Origin of the sequence: Corallococcus sp. Z5C101001, from assembly GCF_007352635.1 — a bacterium.
Classification (GTDB): domain Bacteria; phylum Myxococcota; class Myxococcia; order Myxococcales; family Myxococcaceae; genus Corallococcus; species Corallococcus silvisoli.
Map to the genome: position 1 here is coordinate 266,887 of NZ_VKLU01000006.1, position 19,505 is coordinate 286,391.

The window sequence follows — 19,505 nt, forward strand, 5'->3', positions numbered from 1 at the left end:
GCTCACCCGGCCTTCGACCAGCGCTCGGTCAGGTCTGGCAGGTCCACGGACTTCTCCGCGGGCACCGCCCGCGCCTCCACGCGCACCCCCTGCTCCGACAGCTGCTGGAGGGCCTGCAGCTCCCCCTCCGCCAGGAACACGGACGGCGACACCTGCCGGCGCCCGGTGCCGAAGTGCACGTTGCCCAGGTTGAGCTGGTCCATGGCCAGCCCGTGCTGGAAGGCGAAGGGCACGGAGGCGACGTCCCTCAGGAGCACCAGCGTGCGCACGCCGTCCTTGGAGAGGGCGGCGAAGTCCACCTGGGCCAGGGGGAGGATCTGCACCTCGATGGCGCTCTGGACGGCGAGCGCCATGGCGGCGCGAATGAGGGGACTGGAGGCCGCCTCATCGTCCGCCACCACGACACGGGACACCTTGAGGTGGGGCAGCCAGGCTTCGACGACCTGACCATGGATGAGGCGGTTGTCGACGCGGACCAGGGTGATCACGGCAGTCTCGAATCGCCGACCCGTGCGGGTCCGTCAAGTTCGCGGCTGCTGCTGCGCCTCGCGAAGCAGGGCGGATGCACAGGTGATGTTGCGCTGGCCGTACGACGCCAGCTGGTTGGCCATCTCCGACAGGCTCATCTGCTCCGAACGGAGCGAGTTGGCCTTCAGCAGCATGGGCAGGTTGACGCCGGCCAGGACTTCCAGATTCATCCGCTGACACATCATCAGCGATTCCTTGCAGGGGGTACCTCCGAAGAGGTCGGCCATGATGATGACACCGTCCCCTTCATCCACGGTCTTCACCGCCTGCTTCATCTTGGCGCGGAGGTCCTCCACGGGCGCCCCCGGCTCGATGCTGCAAGTGGCCACGGCGAGCAGCTTGCCCACGATCTGTTCAGCGGTAGAGACGAGCTCATCCGCGAGACGCCCGTGCGATGCGATGACGAGGCCGACCATTGATCACCCCTGAGCAACTTCCCGGGAGATTTGCGTCCTACGCTCATCAACGACCGGACGCAACTCCGGCGAAGTTTTCCGCCTGCACCTGGGACCGCTGCCCCAACGACTTCGACTCGAAGGTAAGGCGACTGCGCCCACCATGCCTGGAATTTCAGGTCCGGGGAAGGGACAGGGTGTCGTCTGCCGGACGGGGAGCCGGGCGCGGTCTCCCCACACTTGAAGAGATGCCCGTCGCGCCCCCGCGGTGCGTGCCCTCCAGGGCGAGTCCCGCGTTCCCGCTCGGTGGGTAGGAAGCCGGGCGAGCCCCACCGCAAGCAGCGCGCATCTCCGGGAAATCCCAGGAGCCTCCCAGGGGTCCAGCGGTACTCGGGGCCTCCAGGTTGTGGGGACCTGTCACATCGGGTGACGTGTTTCATGGGACGACCAGGCAGGCCCGCTGTTCGGCCGGCCGGATGCGCGCGGTGGCGCCGGCGCCGAAGGTGAGGAAGTCCTCCTCCATGCCGTCGCTGAAGATGACGCCGCCCTGGGGCATCCGCGATTCGAGCACCAGCTCGTCCCGGGCGGTGACGAAGCCGCCGACGATGTCCGCGCTGGAGTGGCGGCTGACGAAGGGTTCGCGCACGACGAAGGCCAGCCGCGCGTCCTCCCATCCGAGCGTCCAGGGCTGTCCCGGCACGCCCCCTGTCTTCTGGGTGAGGCCCCGCGCCAGGGCGAACACCGAGGACAGCCAGCCGCTGGAGCCCGCGCCGGTGGACACGAGCACGCCGCTGGAGGACTGCGCCTCTTCCTGGCCGCCGTAGCGGACCTGATAGCGGGCGGAGACGTGCGTGCGCGCGCCGATGAACAGGTCGTTGAAGGCGAGCAGCCGCTGTCCGTCCTGGAGCCGCGCCTCCGCGAGCTGGACCTGACGGACCTTCGCGCGCCCTTCCAGCACGCGCAGCACCGCGCTCCGGGCCTTGGCGGGGAGGAAGGGCAGGAGCACCCCGTCGAAGCGCTCGGGGTCCGGGTTGACGCCCACGAGCGGCTGGCTGCCCACGTACTTGGCCACGTTGGCGACGAGCCCGTCCTGCCCCACCGCCACCACCACCTCCTTGCCGGTGAAGAGGAAGGTGGGCACGAGCGAGCGGTCCACCTGCTGCACCGGCACCCCCACGTCCAGCTGGGCGCGCAGCGCGTCCACCGAGCGGCGATAGGTGTCGTCCTCCGCCTCGAACCCGTTGAAGTCCTGGCCGGAGCGCTCCACGTAGAACTTGGCCTGCTTCTTCGTGTTGAAGCGCACCACCAGGTCCGCCAGCCGCGTCTTGCGCGTGACGAGCACCACCTTCTCGAACTTCTCGAACAAGGCCTCCTCCTCTCCTGCTCGCGCGGCGTGGACTAGCGGTCGCGGGGGTTGAAGGAATGGACGTCCGCGCGGCCGGGCTTGTGGGGCTTCGGGTCCGCGGCCGGCGCGGGGCCGGAGGCCGAGGGCAGGAGCGAGCGCAGCAGGTCCGGCGACACGTTGAGCTCGCCGATGCGCTGGGCGTTCTCCCCCATCTCGCGGAAGGCCAGGGCGATGTGGAGCGCGGGGTCGCCGCCGTTGGCGGACGTGGCCAGGAGCGTCTTCCAATCCACGTGCTTCACCGGCTCCAGCGTCTTCTCCAGGGTGTACGCGCGCGCGTCCGCGGACTGGCGCTCGTTCTGGACCCAGCGCTCCATGAGGGCGGCGCGCTGCTCCTCCACCGCGATGTCCGCGGCCATCTTCGCCTCGCGAATCTGGCGCTGGCGCTCCTCCACGACCAGCTCCGTGGCCAGCTCGCTCTCCTTGATGCGCCGCTCCTGCTCCACGGCCGCGTTGCGCCGGGCATAGATGGCTTCGTCCGCCTCGCGCTGGAGCCCCTCGCGCGCGCCCGCCTCCAGCGCGCGCGCCATCTCCGGGGTGGGCTGGATGGAGAGGACGGAGAAGGCCATCACCCGCACACCCAGCGCCTTCACGGCCTCCGCCTCCGCCAGCGCGGCCAGCACCCGGGCCTCCATCGCGTCCGAGTGCACCAGCACCTCGCGCAGGCCCAGCGACTGCACCACCGCGCGGGCTCTCACCTGCGCCGCCTGCACCAGGCGCTCCGCCAGCTTGTCCGGGTCGTCGGAGCAGTGGCGCCCCGCCGGCGTCACCGAGTAATCCAACAGCCCCGCCAGCTTGCGCGGGTCCTCGACCCGGTAGGTCAGCTGTCCCTGCACCGTCACCGGCTGGAAGTCACGGGTGACCTCGTTGAACGCGAAGGGCACATCCGCGCTCGACAGCGGCACCGCCACCAGCGTCGTCGCCGGCTTCCAATATAGGAACGACAGGCCCGCTCCCTCGCGGACCACCTCGCCGTCCCGGTACTGCATCACGTACGTGGTCGGCGTCGACTTCATGTATCCGATGAACATCCGCGCTTCCCCCTCACTTGTAGCATCGCAATCGTGTAATTTCGACACCATCTTAGTGTCATCAATACACATTCGCAACGAAGAATGGAGGAAACGGGTGTAGGTGCCGTGGAAGCCGGTGGACGGGGCGTGCCCGGGCGGCCTTGAATCGGGGCATGACGCGCAAGCTCGGGGAGCAGTTGGTCCTGGATGGAGTGCTGACACCGGAGCTGTTGTCCCGGGCACTCTCGCGTCAGCAGGAGACGGGCCTGAAGCTGGGCGAGTGCCTGGTGCGGCTGGGCGTGGATGAGACGCCGGTGTTGCGGCTGCTGGCGCAGGAGCTGAAGACGCGCTTCGTGTCCACGGAGAAGCTGGCGCAGGCGAAGGTGGAGCCGGCGCTGCTGGAGCGGGTGCCGGTGCGGCTGGCGGAGGGCTTCGACTTCATGCCCCTGCGGCTGGCGCAGGACGTGCTGTACGTGGCCATCTCCGAACCGCAGCGGCAGCGGGCGCTGGAGGAGATCGCGAAGACGGTGGGCGTGTCCCAGGTGCTGCCGTTCGTGGCGGTGCGCCGGTCCATCCGCGCGGCCATCCGCAAGCACTACTACGCGGACACGCAGGCCTTCGAGCACCCGCCGGAGGACCTGGCGTGTCCGCACTGTGGCGCGTCGTGCAAGCCGGGGGACTTCCAGTGCGCGCGCTGTGAGCTGTTGCTCGTGCGCAACCTGGACGACCTGCCGCCCCGGGACAACGTGTCGCTGGTGCGCGCGCTGCTCACGAAGCCGGAGCAGACGGGGGCGCGCGGAGTGCCCCGCCCGCCCCAGCAGGAGGCGACGCGCGTCGTGTCCTTCCAGGCCCAGGCGAAGGCGAAGGGGCCTCCGGTGCGGCCGGTCATCGTCGCGGGGCTGGACCTGGTGAACCGGCCGCTCAGTCCCTTCGAAGCCTACGTGCTGTCGTTCGTGGACGGCCGCACGGCGCTGTCGGACATGGCGATGATCACCCAGGTCACGGAGGTGGAGCTGCGCGCGCTGTTCGAGTCGCTGTCGGAGCGCGGCGTGACGAAGCTGGTGGGCACGCTGGCGTCCGCGGCGGCGCCACCCATGGAGGAGGCGCCCTCGCTCGGGAAAGAGCCGAGGTCCTCGCCGTCGGCTCCGGCGGCGAAGGCCGTGGCGGCGGCACCGGCGGGGCGCGCGGCGGCGGCGCGGCCCCAGGCACCTGCGCCGGGAGCGGCGCCGGCGGCGCGGCCAGCTCCAGCGGCGGCCCCTTCCGCGCCTCGGACGGAGGACACCCACGAGGAGGTGCTCCAGCGCGTCGTGCGGCTGGAGCAGGCGGGGAGGATGGCGGAGGCGCTGGACCTGCTGGAGCGCAGCATCGCGCTGCTGCCCAAGCCCGCGCCGCTCTACAACCGCATGGGGGTCATCCTCCTGAACCACCAGCGCGACTACGAGCGCGCCAGCGCCTTCTTCCAGAAGGCCTCGGACCTGGAGCCGGAGAACAGCGTCTACACGATGAACCTGTACTCCGTGCTGGCCCTCACCGCCGAAGCCACGAACGCCGGGCAGAAGAAGCCCCGGCGCTGAGCCCACCATGCCCTCTTCCACTGAGTCCTATCTGCTCGACTTCCACGCGCGCCTCGCGGGGGTGACTTCGCGCTGGTTCGCGACCGCGCCCGTGCTGCGGGAGGGCGAGACGTTTCCCTCCACCTATGGGCTGCTGGAGGCGGTGGTGCCCCGCGACGCCGGGCCGCTGACGGTGCTCGACGTCGCGTGTGGCGATGGCTACCTGCTGGAGCTCCTGGCGAAGCGCGGGCAGCCGGGGCTGTCCCTGCTCGGAATCGACATGAGCGAGGACGAGCTCGCCGCGGCCCGGCGCCGCTTGCAGGGCGCGGCGACGTTGCATCAGGGGCGGGCCCAGTCGCTCCCGTTCGGCGACGCCAGCGTGGATGTCGTGCTGAGCCATCTGGCGCTCATGCTGATGGATGACGTGGAGACCGTCCTCGCGGAGATCCGTCGCGTGCTCAAGCCCGGGGGCACGCTGTCCATCGTCGTCAGCGGCGAGCTGGTTCGTGGCGAGTCGGTGGAGCTGTTCGCGGGGTTGTTGAAGCCCTTGCTGAGCGCGGAGGCCTCCCCTCCCGTGCCGCTGGGGGACCCCCGGGTTCGCTCCATCACGGGGCTGCGGGCGCTCCTGGGCGAGGGGTTCGTGGACGTCGAAGCGCACTCCCTCGCGGTCCAGGGTGATGGGATGCCGCACGCCGTCTGGGAGTCCCTGCTCACCACCTACGACGCGGACCGCTTGTCCGCCGCGGCCCAGGACTCGCTCCAGGCCGCGTTCCTCCAGGCCGTGGAGCCGCTGCGCCGCGCGGATGGCAGCGTGCCCTGTCGGTGGGGCATGCGTCAGGTGACGGCGACGGCCTCGCGATAGGGAACCGGTGGGACGCGAGCCCCATGAGCCTCCCCCGGAAGGGCAGTCGTCGCATCGAGGTCGACGGGGCTGAGTACCTCTGGCACATCCGGAAGCACCCAACGGATGCACAGGCGGCCTGCGCCACCCCGATGCACCTCGCGGTCCAGGCCCGCGTGGAGGGCCCGCGGCGAGTGCTGGTCGTCGAGCTCGGGGTCAGCCGCCCGGACAACGACGGACTGGACCCGCATCAGACGGGTATCAGCCCGTCCATGGTTCGCGAAATCATCCGGTGGGCACGCACCGCGGGTTGGGAGCCCTTGGGCGCGGGGCCGCCCTTCGCCTTCACATACCCCGTGGTGAAGGACACCATCGGCCTCGTCCTGTCGCGGCTCAGGAACGCGGCGCCCCCTCCCCCGCCGTCATCGGGGGGACGCGGAAGGAAGGGCCGCGTCACCCGGCGGACGTCCACGGCATGACTCGCACGGCGTCGCCGTCCTCCGTGGGCTTCGTCTCGTGGAGGGTCATCGCGAGCGCCCCCGCCGCGTCGCGCGCGTGGTGCACGATGAGCGACCGCAGGGGAACTCCCGGCAGCGCTTCCGTGAGCCAGGCGAAGCCCTCTTCCGGGGTCTTCGCTTCCAGGACGCAGATGGCGCCATGCCCCGTGAGCGCTCCGTTGCAGAGCAGCTGCATGTCCTCCAGCGTGCGCACCTCGTCCGCGAAGAGCAGGTCCGGGTCCTGTCGCAGGAAGGAACGCACCGCCTGCGCCACCGTCAGCTCCGGCCCTACGCGCACCATCCCGACGGCGCCTCCCGCGCCGCCCTTCGGCTCCTCCACCGCCGCCAGCGCGTTCACGTTGTCGGGCAGCGCATCGATGAGGGCTCGGAGGGTCGTGCTGCGGCCCGTGCCGGATTCCCCCGTGAGCAGCACCAGCTGTCCGCTGAAGAGCGCCCGGTCCAGGCGGTTGAAGTGCCCCGTCAGGAACGCGGCGGCATCCCTGGTGAGCGGCAGGCTGGCGACGCGCGGGAACGCCTGACGCGTCTCCCGGTCCCGGGCCAGCACCGTGGTCCAGGTGCCCAGCGCGTCGTCGCGGAACGACACCCGGAACTCGACCTCTGGATCCGCCGCGCCCGCCGGGAAGGACACGCTGCCGCGGTCGGGCATCACCGGATCCGCGCCCCGCTTCGCGTGCGCTGTCAGCGCCTGCCCCAGCGACCGGTACAGCGCGTACGCCATCGGCTGCCGCACCGGGACCCGCTCCCCGCCGAGCAACCCCACCCGGTCCGGCGAGTCCGCACCGACGAAGAAGAACGTGATGCCCGCGTCGTACCGCGACTCCCGCCGCCGCCGTGCTTCGGCGTCGTCACCGCGTGCGCGGTCGCTGCCCCGCGCCTTCAAGCCCCCGGTCGCGTTCCCACCCGCCTCGGCATCAGCGCCCTCGTGCGCGGCCGCCTCGCGGTCCTCGCCGTCGCGCGCGTCCGCATCGCGGTCCTCGTCCTCGCCCGCCTCCGCATCGCGGTCCTCGCCGTCGCGCGCGTCCGCATCGCGGTCCTCGCCGTCGCGCGCGTCCGCATCGCGGTCCTCGTCCTCGCCCGCCTCCGCATCGTCGGCATCGACCTCGCGCCCATCCGCATCGCGGTCCTCGCCCGCCGCCTCGCGGTCCTCGTCCCCGCCTGCGTCCGCATCGCGGTCCTCGTCCTCGCCCGCGTCCGCATCGTCGGCATCGACCTCGCGCGCGTCCGCGTCGTCGGCATCGACCTCGCGCCCGTCCGCATCGCGGTCCTCGTCCTCGTCCTCACCGCCGGAGTCATCCGCGGCCCAGACGGAGAACAGCGCCGCGCCGGTCCTCGCCGCGACCTCGAAGAGGGCCGCCGCCAGGGCCTCGGGGGTCTTCGGGGACGCGACCGGTCCGGCCAGCGTCCGGCCCCCCTCTCCCAGCTTCTGGAGCAGGCTGGCGAACACGGCGTCCGGCGTGGACGGGGTCTCGGGCTTCGGGCTCGGGGGCGTCATGGGAGGCGGGACCATGGCACGCCCCGTTCCCACCGGGCCACGCCGGATGCGGCGCTCCAGCCCTGGCCCCAACGAGGGAAAGACACAGTGCGGCAACGGCCGCTGGCCTGCCGGAAGAACAGGCGAGGAAGCCTCACGGTTGGGGCTCCCCTCCAGCGTGCGCTTGGGTAACATCGCTTGATGTTCAGGCGTCTCACCAACGCGCTGCGACGGTTGTGGCGTCGGCCCTCCGAAAGCAGCCCTCCGGACCGGCGCAGCCTGCCCAGCGGCACCGAGCCCGCCGCCGCCGCGCCCCGGCGCTCGCGCGTGTCGGTCGCGGAGGAGCCGTCCCCCCAGGCCCGCCACGGCACCAGCCGCCCCCGCCGCCCCGCCGTCCGCATCGTCGCGCATGGCAGCACCTCCGGCGGCCGCAAGACGGTCCGCCGGGGCCTGACCACCGCCACCCGCTTCTTCGACCTGCACGACGACTTCCGCGCCCCCGGCCGCTGGGAACCCGGCGACCCGCAGGGCCTGGATGACAAGGTCGTGGGCGACGTGTGGATGTTCACCGCCGGGCACCCCGTCGCCGTCGACGGGCCCATGCACATCCCCAACGAGGGCCGCAGGGCGCCCCTGGACTTCTCCCTCGCGGGCGCGGGCCTCACGCCCGTGGTGCACCCTCGCGTGGCCGCCGTCTTCCAGCGCCTGGCCCCCGAGGACGTCCAGCTGCTGCCCGTGGCCATCGAGGGCCAGGCCGCCCCGTACTTCCTCCTCGTCGCCACGCGCCTCATCCGCTGCGTGGACGAAGCCGCCTGCATGGAGGTCCTCCACTACGGCCCCGGCGACGGCGTCCCCGCGCGCGTGGGCCAGTACCGCTCCGTCCGGGGCCTGCGCATCGACCCGACCCAGGTGGGCCGCGCCCGCGTGTTCCGCCCCTGGGGCTGGCCCGTCACCCTCGTCGTCTCCGAGGTCGTGAAGGAGGCCCTCGAGAAGGAGGGCATCACCGGCGCGCGCTTCACGCCCGTGACCGACACCCGGCATTGAAGCGCGCCGGGCGCGCTACTCCTTCTCGATGTCGCGGTCCCACAGCTGCACGCGGCCGTAGTCCGTGGACAGCCGGCGCACCATCTCCGCCGCCAGCGCCACCGAGCGGTGCTTGCCGCCCGTGCACCCCAGCGCCACCGTGAGGTACGCCTTGCCCTCCTTCTGGTAGCGGGGGAACAGGAAGCGGCAGAGGTCCACGACCTTGTCCAGGAACTGCTGCGTCTCCTCCCGCTCCAGCACGTACCCCGACACCTTCGGGTTCTTGCCGGTGAGCCCCTTCAGCTCCGGCACGAAGTACGGGTTCGGCAGGAAGCGCACGTCGAACACCAGGTCCGCCTGCGGCGGCACGCCGTAGCGGTAGCCGAACGACATGATGGACAGGCTGGGCCCCGTCGTGGGCTCCGGGCTGAAGCGCCCCTGCACCATGCGCTTCAGGTCGTGGACGTTGAGCGCCGACGAGTCGATGACCTGGTCCGCCAGCTCGCGCAGGTCCTTGAGGGCCTCGCGCTCCGCGTGGATGCCCTCCGCCACGGTGCCTTCCGGCGCCAGCGGGTGGCGGCGGCGCGTCTCGCTGAAGCGGCGCAGGAGGCTGTCGTCGCTGGAGTCCAGGAAGAGCACGTCCACCTGGTGGCCCGCGCGGCGCACCTCGGCGACCACCCGCGGGGCGTCCTTGAGGAAGACGCCCTCACGCACGTCCACCACCAGCGCCATGCGCTCGATGTTGCCCCCGCCCGCGAGCTCCGTGAGCTTGGGCAGGAGCAGCACCGGCAGGTTGTCGATGCAGAAGAACCCGGCGTCCTCCAGCGCCCGGATGGCGGTGGACTTGCCGGATCCGGACATGCCGGTGATGACGATGATCTGCTTGGCGGGGGCGGTCACTCGACCTCTTCTCCCAAGGTGCGGCGCATCGCCCCCTGGGCGATGGCTCGATTGAGTCGCTCGGCGAACTCTCGCGCCGAATGGTGGCCCTGAAGCTTCAACAGTTGGTTGCGCGCGGCCACCTCCACGATGGTGGCCATGTTGCGTCCAGGACGCACGGGCACGACCGACAAGGGGATGTCCACGCCGACAATCTGCAGGTGCTTGTCCTCCACGCCCAGGCGGTCGTACTCCTGGTGCGGATCCCACTCCTGCAGCTCAATCACAAGCTCAATCTTCTTCTGTTCCCGGACGGCGGACACTCCGAAGAGGTCCTTGATGTTGATGATGCCCAGTCCGCGAATCTCCATGTGGTGCTTGATGACCGGGTTGCCCGCGCCGTAGACGGCCCCCTTGCGGCGGGTGACGTCCACGATGTCATCCGCCACCAGCCGCTGGCCGCGCATCACCAGGTCCAGGGCGATTTCGCTCTTGCCGATGCCGCTCTTGCCCAGCAGCAGGATGCCCACGCCGAAGACGTCCATCAGCACGCCGTGCAGGCTGCTGGACTCCGTGAGCGCGTCCTCCAGGAAGCTCTGCACGCGCTGGATGAACTCGCTGGAGAGCAGCGGCGTCTTCATCAGCGACAGGCCCGCCGCCTCGCACGCGTCCACCAGCGCGCGGGGCGCGTCCAGCGCCTTGGTCACCACCACGCACGCCAGGTCCTCCTCGCCGAAGAGCTTGGCCAGCGACGCGCGCTGCGCCTCCTCCGGGAGGGTGGCCAGGTAGGAGATTTCGGTATTGCCGAAGACCTGGACGCGGTGGGGGTGGAGGTGTTCGGTGAAGCCCGCGAGCGCCAGACCCGGCTTCTGGATGCGCGAGGAGTCCACCGTGCGCGCCAGCCCCTGGGTGCCCGCCATCAGGGTCAGCCGCAGGTCGTGGCCCTGGTCCTCGAGGAGCTGGGAGATGCGAATGGATTTCATCGTCAGGACGTGGATATCACCCACCGGCCCCCGGAGGTGAACCCCGCCGTGTCCACCGCCCCAGCCACCTCCCCTTCCAGCCCGCCTGGAGCACCGACCGCCGCTCCCACCGAAGCGCCGTTCGAGCGCCGCCTGGGGCAGGTCCTCCTGGGGGTCGTGCTGCTGCTGGGCGCGGCCTTCCGGCTGCACTGGGCGCTCCACGACGACGGCATCTACTGGCCGGACGAGGTCTACCAGAGCCTGGAGCCCGCCCACCGGCTCGTCTACGGCTACGGGCTGGTCGCCTGGGAGTTCGTCCAGGGCGCCCGCAACTGGGCGCTCCCGGCGCTGGTGGCCGGGGTGCTGGGGCTGGGGCGGCTCCTCGGGCTGACGGACCCGGAGGGCTACCTGGGGCTGGTGAAGGGCTTCTTCGCGCTGGTGGGCACGGCCACGGCGTGGGCCACGTGGCGGCTGTCCCGCGCCGCGGGGGCCTCCACCCTGGCGGCCTCCGGAGGGGCGGCCCTGTTCGCGCTGGCGTCGGTGCCCCTGTACTTCGCCCCCCGGGCGATGAGCGAGAACGCCTCCGTGCTGCCGGTGGTGTTGGGGCTGGCGCTGGCGCTGCCGAAGGACGCGTCCCGGCGAGCCCTGGTGGCGGGGGCGTCACTGCTGGGGCTGGCGGTGCTCCTGCGGCTCCAGAACGGCGTCTTCTGCGCGGGCCTCCTGGGGGTGCTGCTGGCCCGCCGGCGGTGGCGCGAGGCGGCGGTGGCGCTGGGGGTGCTGTCCGGGTGGGCGCTGGCCTTCGGGCTGTTGGACAAGCTCACCTGGGGCCGGTGGTTCCACTCCGCCATCGTCTACCTGGACTTCAACGTGGTGCAGGGCAAGGCCGCGCAGTGGGGCACGGAGCCCTTCGGCTACTACCCGCGCATCCTGCGCACGGCGATGCCGGTGCTGTCCGTCGTCACGGGGGCGCTGGCCCTGCTGGCGCTGCCCCGGGCGTGGGGGCTGTCCGCCCTGACGGCGGCCTTCTTCCTCCTGCACGCGCTCCAGCCGCACAAGGAGCTGCGCTTCCTGGTGCCGGTGCTGCCCCTGTTCGCGGCGCTGGCGGGCGTGGGGCTGGACTCCGTGCTGCGAGCGCTGCGCGGCGGGCCCGCGCGGGCCACGGCCACGGTGGCCGTGGTGGCGGGGGCGCTCCTGTCCGGCGCGGGCGCGGGGGCCCTCACCTTCGGAGAGGTGGGCCAGTACGAGCACGTGCGCCCCAAGGACAGCGCCTGGGATGACCAGGGCGCGGTGAACCGGCTGCTGGAGGCGGCGGGCAGGCGCGACGACGTGTGCGGCCTGAAGGTGGAGGCGGTGCATCTGGCGTGGACGGGGGGCTACAGCTACTTCCACCGGAAGGTGCCGCTGTATCCCCACACGGGCCCGTCCCGGGGCACCGGCCAGTTCAGCCACGTCATCACCCGGACGGGCAACGAGGGCGCGGGCACGACGGTGGCGCAGGACGGCCCGCTGTCGCTGGTGAAGCTGCCGGTGGCGGGCTGCGTGCCGGACCCCGGCTATTCGTGGCGACTGCCGTGAGGTGAGCGTCCGGGGGTGGAAGGCCCTTTGCCACCCCACGGCGGGTTGGTAAGCCACGGCCATGCCCGAATCCGACTGCCTCTTCTGCAAGATTCGCGATGGCCTCATCCCGGCGAAGGTCGTCTACCGGGACGACCACTGCCTCGCCTTCGAGGACATCAACCCCCAGGCCCCCACCCACGTCCTGTTCATCCCGAAGAAGCACATCGCCACCATGAACGACCTGACCCCGGAGGACCGGGAGCTGGTGGGCAACCTGTACATGGGCGCGGCGAAGGTGGCGCGTGAGCGGGGCCACGCGGACGCGGGCTACCGCGTGGTGATGAACACCCAGCGCGACGCCGGCCAGACGGTGTTCCACATCCACCTTCACCTGCTCGCGGGCCGCGTCCTCCACTGGCCGCCGGGCTAGCGGTCGGGTGAAGACACGCCCCGCACCGTTTGACGCGGCGCGGGGCGGCGGGTGCTAGCGTTCCCGGGCACGGGGCCGTCCCTCCTCCCGGACGGGCCCGCCCGTCATGTTCAGTGCCCAGTCGTCGCCCCAGTCCCGTCGCGCCTACTCCCGCCTCGCCGTGCTGCTGGCCTCCGTGGCCGGAGCGGTCAACGCCATGGGGTTCGTGGCCCTGGGCGCGCACGCGTCGCACATGTCCGGGAACATGGCGACGCTGGGCGAGTCCCTGGCCCAGGGCCACTGGGGCGCGGCGAGGCTCCCCGCGCAGCTGATGGGTCTGTTCGTCGCCGGCGCCTTCTGCGCGACGGGGCTGCTGGATGCCTCGCGGCACCGCACGCGGGGCCGGCACGTGGCCGCGCTGCTGGTGGAGGCCATCGTGCTGGGCGGTGTGGGCGTAGGCATGGCGTCCGTGCCTGGCGCGAGGGCGCCGGGGCTCTTGTGGGGGCTGGCCTTCGCCATGGGGTTGCAGAACGCGCTCGTCACCCGGCTGTCCGGCGCGGTGGTGCGCACCACGCACGTGACGGGGCTGCTCACCGACATCGGCATCCAGCTGGTGCAGATGCTGGCGTGGGTGCGCGACGGAATCCGGGGCGAGGGCGCGCCGGGGCTGTGGCACCGCCTGAGGGACCTGCCCTCCGCGGTGCAGTTCGAGCGCACGCGGCTGCACCTGGGCCTGGCGCTGGCGTTCCTCGGGGGCTCCACGCTGGGGCCGTACCTGTTCCTGCGCCACGGGGCCGTGACGCTGGTGCTGCCGTGCGCGGTGCTGGGCGTGCTGGCCGCGCTGGACGTGCGGCTCGCCGCGCGGCCCACGCCCTCCTCCTCCACCGCGCCGGGCCGCTGACGCCGTCGCGCGGTCAGGGCGCCGTGGGCCGCGCCAGCGGGAGCTCGGGCGCGTCCGTGACGTTCGCGCTGGCCGCGTTGGGGCCCGGGAGCCGGGGGCGCAGCGCCTGGAGCACGCTGCTGCGCTCGTCCGTCCAGGTGTAGTCCGGCTCCCCTCGCAGCCCCAGGCGGCGCACGCGCGCCCGGCCCCGGGTGAAGGTGGAGCTCCAGAAGAACTCGCGGTCCGGGCTCAGCAGCATCCACGTGCTGGACACGGCGTCGTCCCCGCCCTCTCCGTCCAGCGCCACGAGCGCGGCGGACATGCCGGACGCCTGCGCGTGCGCCAGGCTGATGGGCACCAGGTCCAGGTGCTGGTTGCTGATGTGCAGCACCAGCACGCCGTGCGGCGCCAGGTGCTGGCGGTAGAGCGCCACCGCCTCCCGCGTGAGCAGGTGCACCGGGATGGCATCCGAGCTGAAGACGTCCAGGGCCAGCACGTCGAACGCCTGGGAGCCGTGCTCCAGCTCGCGCTCCAGCGAGATGCGCGCGTCGCCTTCGATGACGTCCACGTGCGCGGGCGTGTCCGACAGGAGGCTGAAGTAGCCGCCCTGGCCCCGGGCGAGGTCGATGATGACGGGGTTGATTTCGTAGAAGCGCCCCGCGTCCCCGGCCTCCAGCAGCGCGGCGCTGCTGCCCACGCCCAGCCCCAGCATGCCCACGCGCAGGGACGTGGGCAGCCCCAGGGCCCGGCGCCAGCGGCGCTGCTCGGTGAGCGCCAGTCCCAGGCCACTGTCCGGCGTGTAGTAGGCCGTGGCGACGTCGCGGCGCGCAGGAAGGATGTACTGCCAGCCGTGGGTGATGGCGCCGTGGCGCAGGGCGAACTGGTGGTGCTGGGGGTCCTCCGGGGACAGCTCCAGCACACGCACCACGCCGAAGAAGTTGCGCGCGGCGAAGCGCACGCGGCCCTGGTCCGCGGCGACGAGGAGCGGCAGGTGCACCGCCACGCCCACCAGCACCGCCCCGCGCAGCACGCGCTGGACGCGGGCCACCACCGCCTCCTCGCGAGGCCGGCGCATCAACCCGGCCAGCGCCACCGCGCAGCACGCCCCCAGCGCCAGCGGGTGCTCCCAATAGGCGGTGAAGATGGCGGGCGCCACCAGGTTGACGAACACGCCGCCCAGCACCCCGCCCACGGACACCCAGAGGTAGAAGGCGCTCAGGTGGCGCGGGGCCGGGCGCCGCCGGTACAGCTCGCCGTGGCACACCATGGCGCCCGTGAAGAGCGCGGAGGCGTGGAAGAGCACCTGCCACCCCAGGCCCAGCGCGGGGCCCTCCTTGTGCGCGTACGACACCAGCACGACGGAGACGATGAGCGCCACCGAGTACGGGACGCGCGCGTAGAAGGACTCGCGCGAGAAGGCCAGGATGAAGGTGACCAGGTACACGGCCAGCGGCATCACCCAGAGGAAGGGGCCCGCCGCCACGTCCTGGGAGAGCTTGTTCGTCGTGGCCAGCAGCAGCACCGACGCGCACATGCTCAGCGCGAGCCACGCCAGCGTGCGGCCCACCCCCGGGCGCGGCGCCTCCTCCAGGGCCTCCGGGGCGGCGGGACTTCCGGCGGCCCCCGCGGGCGGCGGGACTTCCGGCGCCTTCGCATGGCGCAGCAGGTCGCGCGCGCAGGCGAGGACGCAGAGGACGAAGAAGACGAAGCCCGCGGCCCAGCCCCACGCCTGCGCGCTCCGGCCCACCCAGGGCTCCACGAGGAACGGGTAGCCCAGGAGCGCCAGCAGCGAGCCGGCGTTGGAGAGCGCGTAGAGCACGTACGGCGAGCGCTCCGGACGCGCGCGGGCGAACCACGACTGGAGCAGCGGACCGGTGGTGCTGAGCACGAAGAAGGGCAGGCCCAGCGTGGCCGCCAGCATCCGCATCAGCCGGAGCACGGGCAGGTGCTCGTCCACGGGGCGCCACCCATCGCCCGGCGCCAGCGGAGAGCCCGTCCAGGAGGCCCGCGCCGCGAGCGCCCCCAGCGCCACCACCAGGAGCATCAGGTGCAGGAGGGCCTGCGTCCGCGGGCGCAGCCGCGACGCCACCGCGTGCGCATAGGCGTACCCCGCGAGCAGCACGGCCTGGAAGAACAGCATGCACGCGGTCCACACCGCGGGAGTGCCGCCGTACCACGGCAGGGCGTAGCGGCCCGCCAGTGGCTGGACGCCGAAGAGCAGGAAGGCGCTGGTGAAGATGGCGACGGCGTAGCGCACCATGCGGCCTCGGTGGCGGGGGGAGACACGACGGAACAGGGGCCCCGCGCTCATGGTGTTTCCCGCCGGGGTGACATCCCTGTCAACCCACGCCGCCCTGGAGTGAGGCAGGCGGGCGGGCCTTCACGCTCGAGGGGGAATCCCTGACGGGCTGCGAGCGGGCGGTGGCGGCAGGCCCGGGCGTGGCGGGCCTACCCCTGGGACTGCTGCGTGACCTTCAGCTTCTCGTGCATGTCACGCACGCGCTTGAGGAGCGAGGCGTCGTTGCCCCCGCCGCTCTCGGCGCTCTCGTTGATGTCGTCCGCCAGCTTCTCGAAGAGGTTGCACTGCATCTGCATGACCTCGCACCCGTGACGCCGCTTGATCGACAGGAAGAGCGACCGTGTCTGGGCCCACTCCAGGTCCAACGCGCTGGGCGCGTTGAGGTCCTTGGCGGCCGCGCGCGAAGGGGGGCCGCGCTTGGGAGGGCGTGACGGGGGCGGCTTCTTCGGAGTGGGTGCGCGCGGCGTGGGAGCCTCCTCACTCGCGGACGACTCGTCGGGGGCGAGCAGATCGTCGGACGCCAGCGTGGGCGGAGGCACGACCGGCGCGGCCGGGGGCGCCTTGGCGTCCGCTGCCGGCTGCGTCGGCTCGGCCGGGGGTGCCTCGGCGACGTCCTGGCCGGGGGGCGTCACGGGCGGATGCCCCGGGAGCGCCGCGGGACGCGTGGGGACCTGCTGCACCGGCATGGGCGGAGGCGGCGTCATCGTCCTCGAGTGCTCCAGGCCCACGGCCACGCGCATCTCGGGGATGAAGTAGAGCCCCATGCCCACGATGGACAGCGCCACGAACGCCAGGAGCGTGAACACCAGCACCGAGCGCAGCACACCGCCCTTCTTCTGGACCGGCGGCACCGGCTCGCGGCGGGAGGCGCGGACCGGCTCCGCGGGCTCCGGCCGCACGGGCATGGCCTTGCGGCGCGTCTCGTCGCGCGACGAACGCGAGGTGGACGACTCGTCCGGCTCCGCGGCGGGCGCCGGGCGAGCGGAGACTGCTCGCATGCCCGAGGAGGTGCTCGAACGCGCGACCGGCGTGCCCGGCGACGAACCGCGCACGGCGCGGCGCGACCCCGTGCGTCCGCGCGCGGGCCCCGTGGGGCCGGTGTCGGGCTCGCGGCGGCCCGCGGCGCTCGACTCGCGCAGGAGCGCATCGTCCAGCACCACGCGCGCCTGGGCGTCCTCGCGCCGGGAGGCGCGGGGCATCGGGATGCGGGGGTGCGTGTCTCCATCCCCCTCGCGCGCGGCCACGGCGTCGTCTGGATCCGCGGAGATGTACGGCACGCTGGAGTCCGACTCCAGGGCCTGCGCATCCACCGAGACCAGCTCCTCCGACGGCCGCGTGTCCTGCATCGTCGGACGGGGGACCGGACCGGAGTCCACCGGTTCGGAGTCCGGGGTCTCCAACTCGTCGGAGGCGCTGGAGCGGGAGGAACCTCCTCCGGACTGGATGGAGGGAACCTGGATGGTGGGCGCGGCGTGCGGCGGCACCGGCCGGCTGCCATTCGACGGCGTCATCGCGCCGGGGCGCGGCGACGACGACAAGGACGGCATCGCGGCGGTGGGGCGCTGACCTTCCGGGACACGGGACTCGGAGGCCCGGGGCGCGTCGAAGCCGCGTGAGGACTCCGAGGAGCGCACGGACTCGAAGCTCGGCAGGGGTTCGGGGGGCGGGGGCGCCGGCCTGCTGCCGTTCGACGGCGTCGTCACGCCCGGGCGCGACGCCAGGGACGGCATGGCGGCGGTGGGGCGCTGGCCTTCCGGAACACGGGGCTCGGGGGGACGCGGAGGCTCGAAGGGGCGGGCCACTTCGGCCGCGCGCGCGGACTCCGGGGCGCGAAGCTCGGCTCCCGCGGAGCGGCCGTCCTCGCCGCGAGGCTCCGGCCAGGGATAGGGGCTCTCGGGAAGCTCCTCATCGTCGAGCAACGGGCCGTCCGGCGGGGGCGGCGGCTCCATGAACGGCAGCGATTCCCCCGAAGTATCGAACCGCGCCGGGCCGGGGTCCGCGAACGGCATGGGCGGCGGCGCCACCGGACGCGACGCATCCGCCGGAACGAAGGGGACGGGTCCATCCACCGGACGGGCGGGCGGAGTCGACGCCACGGGCGGCACGCCCCGGGGCCCCACCGAATCCGAGAAGGGCAGCGAGCCCCCACGGTCGCTGGCGTCCGCGGCCGGCCGCGACACCTGCACCTCCGGCACGGGCGGCGCGGCGCGCGCGGACAGCCCCGGGTCCGAATACGGCAGGGCCGTGGCGCGGGGCGCGGTGGGCTCCGCGAGCGCTGCCTCCGACCGAGGCAGCGCCTCCGCGCGGGGCGCGGTGGGCTCGCCGGTCAGCGGCGGGGGCGGGGCCTCCACCGCGGCGGGGCGGTCCGAGGGGAGGCGGATGGCCGGGAGCCCCTCGAGGATGGTGGGCCGCTCCATCGCGTCGTGGCGGACCTCCACCGTGGGCGACGGCTCCGAGGACGTGGGGCTGGGCCGCGCCCTCGCGCGGGCCGCCTCCTCCAGCGCCTCCACCGGGAACGCGGGCCGGGTGGACTCATCCACCATCACGCCGGGGCGCGTCTCACCGTCGTCGCGCGCGCCGCCGCCGTCCTCGCGGCTGCGGGGCGTGGGGTGGAAGGACAGGGGCTCCACCGGGCCATCCAGGCGGATGGTCTTCGGCGGCAGCGTGGCCGGCATCGTGGGCCGGGGCGCGGGGCCCAGCGCCTCGTACGTGCCGCTGGCCCTCACGTCGCGCGGCACCTCGCGCAGGGTCGTCAGCAGGCGGCGCTCGGACTGGTAGTCCGCGGAGAAGAGGTCGCGCATGAAGCGGCTGACGCTCTCCGGGCCGGCGCTGGTGTCGATCTCCATCAGGCACGCCTGGAGGCGCCCGCGGAACTCCTCCGCCGTCTGGAAGCGCTGGCCCGGCTCCACCGCCAGCGCCTTCGCCACCAGCTGCGACACCGCCGGCGGCGTCAGCGGCTCCGCTTCACTGAGCGGCGCCACCTTCGGGTTCGCCACCACGGACATCAGCTCGCCCGGTGGCATCGCGTCGAAGGGGTTCTTGCCGGAGATGAGCTCGTACAGGCACAGGCCCACCGCGTACAGGTCGCTGCGCCGGTCCACCGGCTGGTGCCGGGCCTGCTCGGGCGACATGTAGAGGAACTTGCCCAGGATGATGCTCGGGTTCGTCTTCGCCGCCGACAGCCGGCTCTTCGCCAGGCCGAAGTCGATGACCTTCACCTCCCCCTCGTAGGAGATGAGGATGTTCTGGGGGGAGATGTCCCGGTGGACGAGCTTCAGCTCCTTCTCTTCCTCGTCCCGCTTGCGGTGCGCGTACGCGAGCGCGTCCAGCACCCGGCCCATGACGTAGAGCACGAACGTGAGCGGCAGCGGCGTCTGCCGGTCGCGCACGCGCGCGGCCACCTTGCGCAGGTCCTTGCCGTCCACGTACTCGAGGGCCATGTAGGCCTCGCCCTCGTGCACGCCCATGTCCAGCACCTGCGCGATGGAGCCGTGCCCCAGCCGCACCAGCGTGCGCGCCTCACCGACGAAGCGCTCGACGAAGTCCTGATCCTCCGCGAACTGCGGGAGGATCTTCTTGATGACGCACAGCTTCTCGAAGCCCTGCGCGCCCTCCAGGCGGGCGAGGTAGATCTCCCCCATGCCGCCGGTGGCCAGGTGCGACAGGAGCGTGTACCGGCCGAAGGGCTGCGGCCGGAAGGGACGCAATCGGGCGGGCTGGGTCGAAGAGCTCATGCGGTGCGGGGGTCCACCACGGAAAGCGCATTGAACCCCGA

16 protein-coding genes are annotated in these 19,505 nt (G+C 72.5%); 7 read left to right on the plus strand and 9 right to left on the minus strand.

The window, feature by feature from the left end; all coding sequences use genetic code 11:
* Positions 1-2: 2 nt before the first annotated feature.
* The 4 genes from FOF48_RS16200 to FOF48_RS16215 all read right to left on the minus strand — a co-directional run bounded on the left by FOF48_RS16200 (position 3) and on the right by FOF48_RS16215 (position 3,356).
* On the minus strand, positions 3-488 hold the full coding sequence (locus FOF48_RS16200) for a PTS sugar transporter subunit IIB (RefSeq protein ID WP_143902594.1): 486 nt from the start codon (positions 486-488) through the stop codon (positions 3-5).
* Positions 489-521: 33 nt separating this feature from the next.
* Positions 522-944: a PTS sugar transporter subunit IIA gene (locus tag FOF48_RS16205; RefSeq protein ID WP_143902596.1), complete on the minus strand. Its 423-nt coding sequence runs from the start codon at positions 942-944 to the stop codon at positions 522-524.
* A gap of 415 nt (positions 945-1,359) precedes the next feature.
* A complete protein-coding gene (locus FOF48_RS16210) occupies positions 1,360-2,289 on the minus strand; it encodes an NAD(+)/NADH kinase (protein WP_143902598.1) in 930 nt (309 codons plus the stop codon).
* Positions 2,290-2,321: 32 nt separating this feature from the next.
* Positions 2,322-3,356, minus strand: a complete 1,035-nt coding sequence (locus FOF48_RS16215; RefSeq protein WP_143902600.1) for an SPFH domain-containing protein — start codon at positions 3,354-3,356, stop codon at positions 2,322-2,324.
* A gap of 155 nt (positions 3,357-3,511) precedes the next feature.
* Between FOF48_RS16215 and FOF48_RS37545 the strand changes: the two genes are divergently transcribed.
* Genes FOF48_RS37545 through FOF48_RS16230 form a run of 3 tightly spaced genes read left to right on the plus strand, consistent with a single transcriptional unit; the run spans position 3,512 to position 6,211 of the window.
* Positions 3,512-4,912, plus strand: a complete 1,401-nt coding sequence (locus FOF48_RS37545; protein ID WP_143902602.1) for a general secretion pathway protein GspE — start codon at positions 3,512-3,514, stop codon at positions 4,910-4,912.
* Between the two features lie 7 nt (positions 4,913-4,919).
* Positions 4,920-5,753, plus strand: a complete 834-nt coding sequence (locus tag FOF48_RS16225; RefSeq protein ID WP_143902604.1) for a class I SAM-dependent methyltransferase — start codon at positions 4,920-4,922, stop codon at positions 5,751-5,753.
* A 23-nt stretch (positions 5,754-5,776) separates the two neighbouring features.
* Positions 5,777-6,211, plus strand: a complete 435-nt coding sequence (locus FOF48_RS16230; RefSeq protein ID WP_143902606.1) for a hypothetical protein — start codon at positions 5,777-5,779, stop codon at positions 6,209-6,211.
* On the opposite strand, the gene FOF48_RS16235 is transcribed toward FOF48_RS16230, so the two are convergent.
* Entirely contained in the window at positions 6,186-7,742 is a 1,557-nt protein-coding gene (locus tag FOF48_RS16235; RefSeq protein ID WP_143902608.1) for an ATPase, T2SS/T4P/T4SS family, read from the minus strand. The genes FOF48_RS16230 and FOF48_RS16235 overlap by 26 nt on opposite strands.
* A gap of 180 nt (positions 7,743-7,922) precedes the next feature.
* Between FOF48_RS16235 and FOF48_RS16240 the strand changes: the two genes are divergently transcribed.
* Entirely contained in the window at positions 7,923-8,765 is an 843-nt protein-coding gene (locus tag FOF48_RS16240) for an imm11 family protein (protein ID WP_143902610.1), read from the plus strand.
* 15 nt (positions 8,766-8,780) lie between these two features.
* Here FOF48_RS16240 and rapZ read toward each other — a convergent pair whose 3' ends face one another.
* Positions 8,781-9,644 carry an RNase adapter RapZ gene (gene rapZ / locus FOF48_RS16245; protein ID WP_143902612.1) on the minus strand — a complete coding sequence of 288 codons (864 nt, stop codon included), beginning with the start codon at positions 9,642-9,644 and terminating at the stop codon, positions 8,781-8,783.
* The gene (gene hprK, locus FOF48_RS16250; protein WP_143902614.1) at positions 9,641-10,606 is read right to left on the minus strand and encodes an HPr(Ser) kinase/phosphatase; all 966 of its coding nucleotides are present in this window, start codon (positions 10,604-10,606) and stop codon (positions 9,641-9,643) included. The genes rapZ and hprK overlap by 4 nt, the downstream gene beginning before the upstream one ends.
* Before the next feature lie 9 nt (positions 10,607-10,615).
* Here hprK and FOF48_RS16255 point away from each other — a divergent pair, with 9 nt between their 5' ends.
* The 3 genes from FOF48_RS16255 (at position 10,616) to FOF48_RS16265 (ending at position 13,452) form a co-directional block, all read left to right on the plus strand.
* Positions 10,616-12,160 carry a hypothetical protein gene (locus tag FOF48_RS16255; RefSeq protein WP_143902616.1) on the plus strand — a complete coding sequence of 515 codons (1,545 nt, stop codon included), beginning with the start codon at positions 10,616-10,618 and terminating at the stop codon, positions 12,158-12,160.
* A gap of 61 nt (positions 12,161-12,221) precedes the next feature.
* Entirely contained in the window at positions 12,222-12,572 is a 351-nt protein-coding gene (locus tag FOF48_RS16260; RefSeq protein WP_143902617.1) for a histidine triad nucleotide-binding protein, read from the plus strand.
* 106 nt (positions 12,573-12,678) lie between these two features.
* The gene (locus tag FOF48_RS16265) at positions 12,679-13,452 is read left to right on the plus strand and encodes a YoaK family protein (protein ID WP_143902619.1); all 774 of its coding nucleotides are present in this window, start codon (positions 12,679-12,681) and stop codon (positions 13,450-13,452) included.
* 13 nt (positions 13,453-13,465) lie between these two features.
* Here FOF48_RS16265 and FOF48_RS16270 read toward each other — a convergent pair whose 3' ends face one another.
* Both FOF48_RS16270 and FOF48_RS37110 read right to left on the minus strand, forming a co-directional pair.
* The gene (locus FOF48_RS16270) at positions 13,466-15,691 is read right to left on the minus strand and encodes a fused MFS/spermidine synthase (RefSeq protein ID WP_143902900.1); all 2,226 of its coding nucleotides are present in this window, start codon (positions 15,689-15,691) and stop codon (positions 13,466-13,468) included.
* Positions 15,692-15,879: 188 nt separating this feature from the next.
* On the minus strand, positions 15,880-19,464 hold the full coding sequence (locus FOF48_RS37110) for a serine/threonine-protein kinase (protein ID WP_255442259.1): 3,585 nt from the start codon (positions 19,462-19,464) through the stop codon (positions 15,880-15,882).
* Positions 19,465-19,505 lie beyond the last annotated feature (41 nt).

Coding starts and splice junctions, on each gene's coding strand:
- FOF48_RS16215 (WP_143902600.1), bottom strand. CDS start 3,356: ATGTTCATCGGATACATGAAGTCGACGCCGACCACGTACGTGATGCAG.
- FOF48_RS16260 (WP_143902617.1), top strand. CDS start 12,222: ATGCCCGAATCCGACTGCCTCTTCTGCAAGATTCGCGATGGCCTCATC.
- FOF48_RS16205 (WP_143902596.1), bottom strand. CDS start 944: ATGGTCGGCCTCGTCATCGCATCGCACGGGCGTCTCGCGGATGAGCTC.
- FOF48_RS37545 (WP_143902602.1), top strand. CDS start 3,512: ATGACGCGCAAGCTCGGGGAGCAGTTGGTCCTGGATGGAGTGCTGACA.
- FOF48_RS16270 (WP_143902900.1), bottom strand. CDS start 15,691: ATGGTGCGCTACGCCGTCGCCATCTTCACCAGCGCCTTCCTGCTCTTC.
- FOF48_RS16230 (WP_143902606.1), top strand. CDS start 5,777: ATGAGCCTCCCCCGGAAGGGCAGTCGTCGCATCGAGGTCGACGGGGCT.
- hprK (WP_143902614.1), bottom strand. CDS start 10,606: ATGAAATCCATTCGCATCTCCCAGCTCCTCGAGGACCAGGGCCACGAC.
- FOF48_RS37110 (WP_255442259.1), bottom strand. CDS start 19,464: ATGAGCTCTTCGACCCAGCCCGCCCGATTGCGTCCCTTCCGGCCGCAG.
- FOF48_RS16240 (WP_143902610.1), top strand. CDS start 7,923: ATGTTCAGGCGTCTCACCAACGCGCTGCGACGGTTGTGGCGTCGGCCC.
- FOF48_RS16225 (WP_143902604.1), top strand. CDS start 4,920: ATGCCCTCTTCCACTGAGTCCTATCTGCTCGACTTCCACGCGCGCCTC.
- FOF48_RS16265 (WP_143902619.1), top strand. CDS start 12,679: ATGTTCAGTGCCCAGTCGTCGCCCCAGTCCCGTCGCGCCTACTCCCGC.
- FOF48_RS16235 (WP_143902608.1), bottom strand. CDS start 7,742: ATGACGCCCCCGAGCCCGAAGCCCGAGACCCCGTCCACGCCGGACGCC.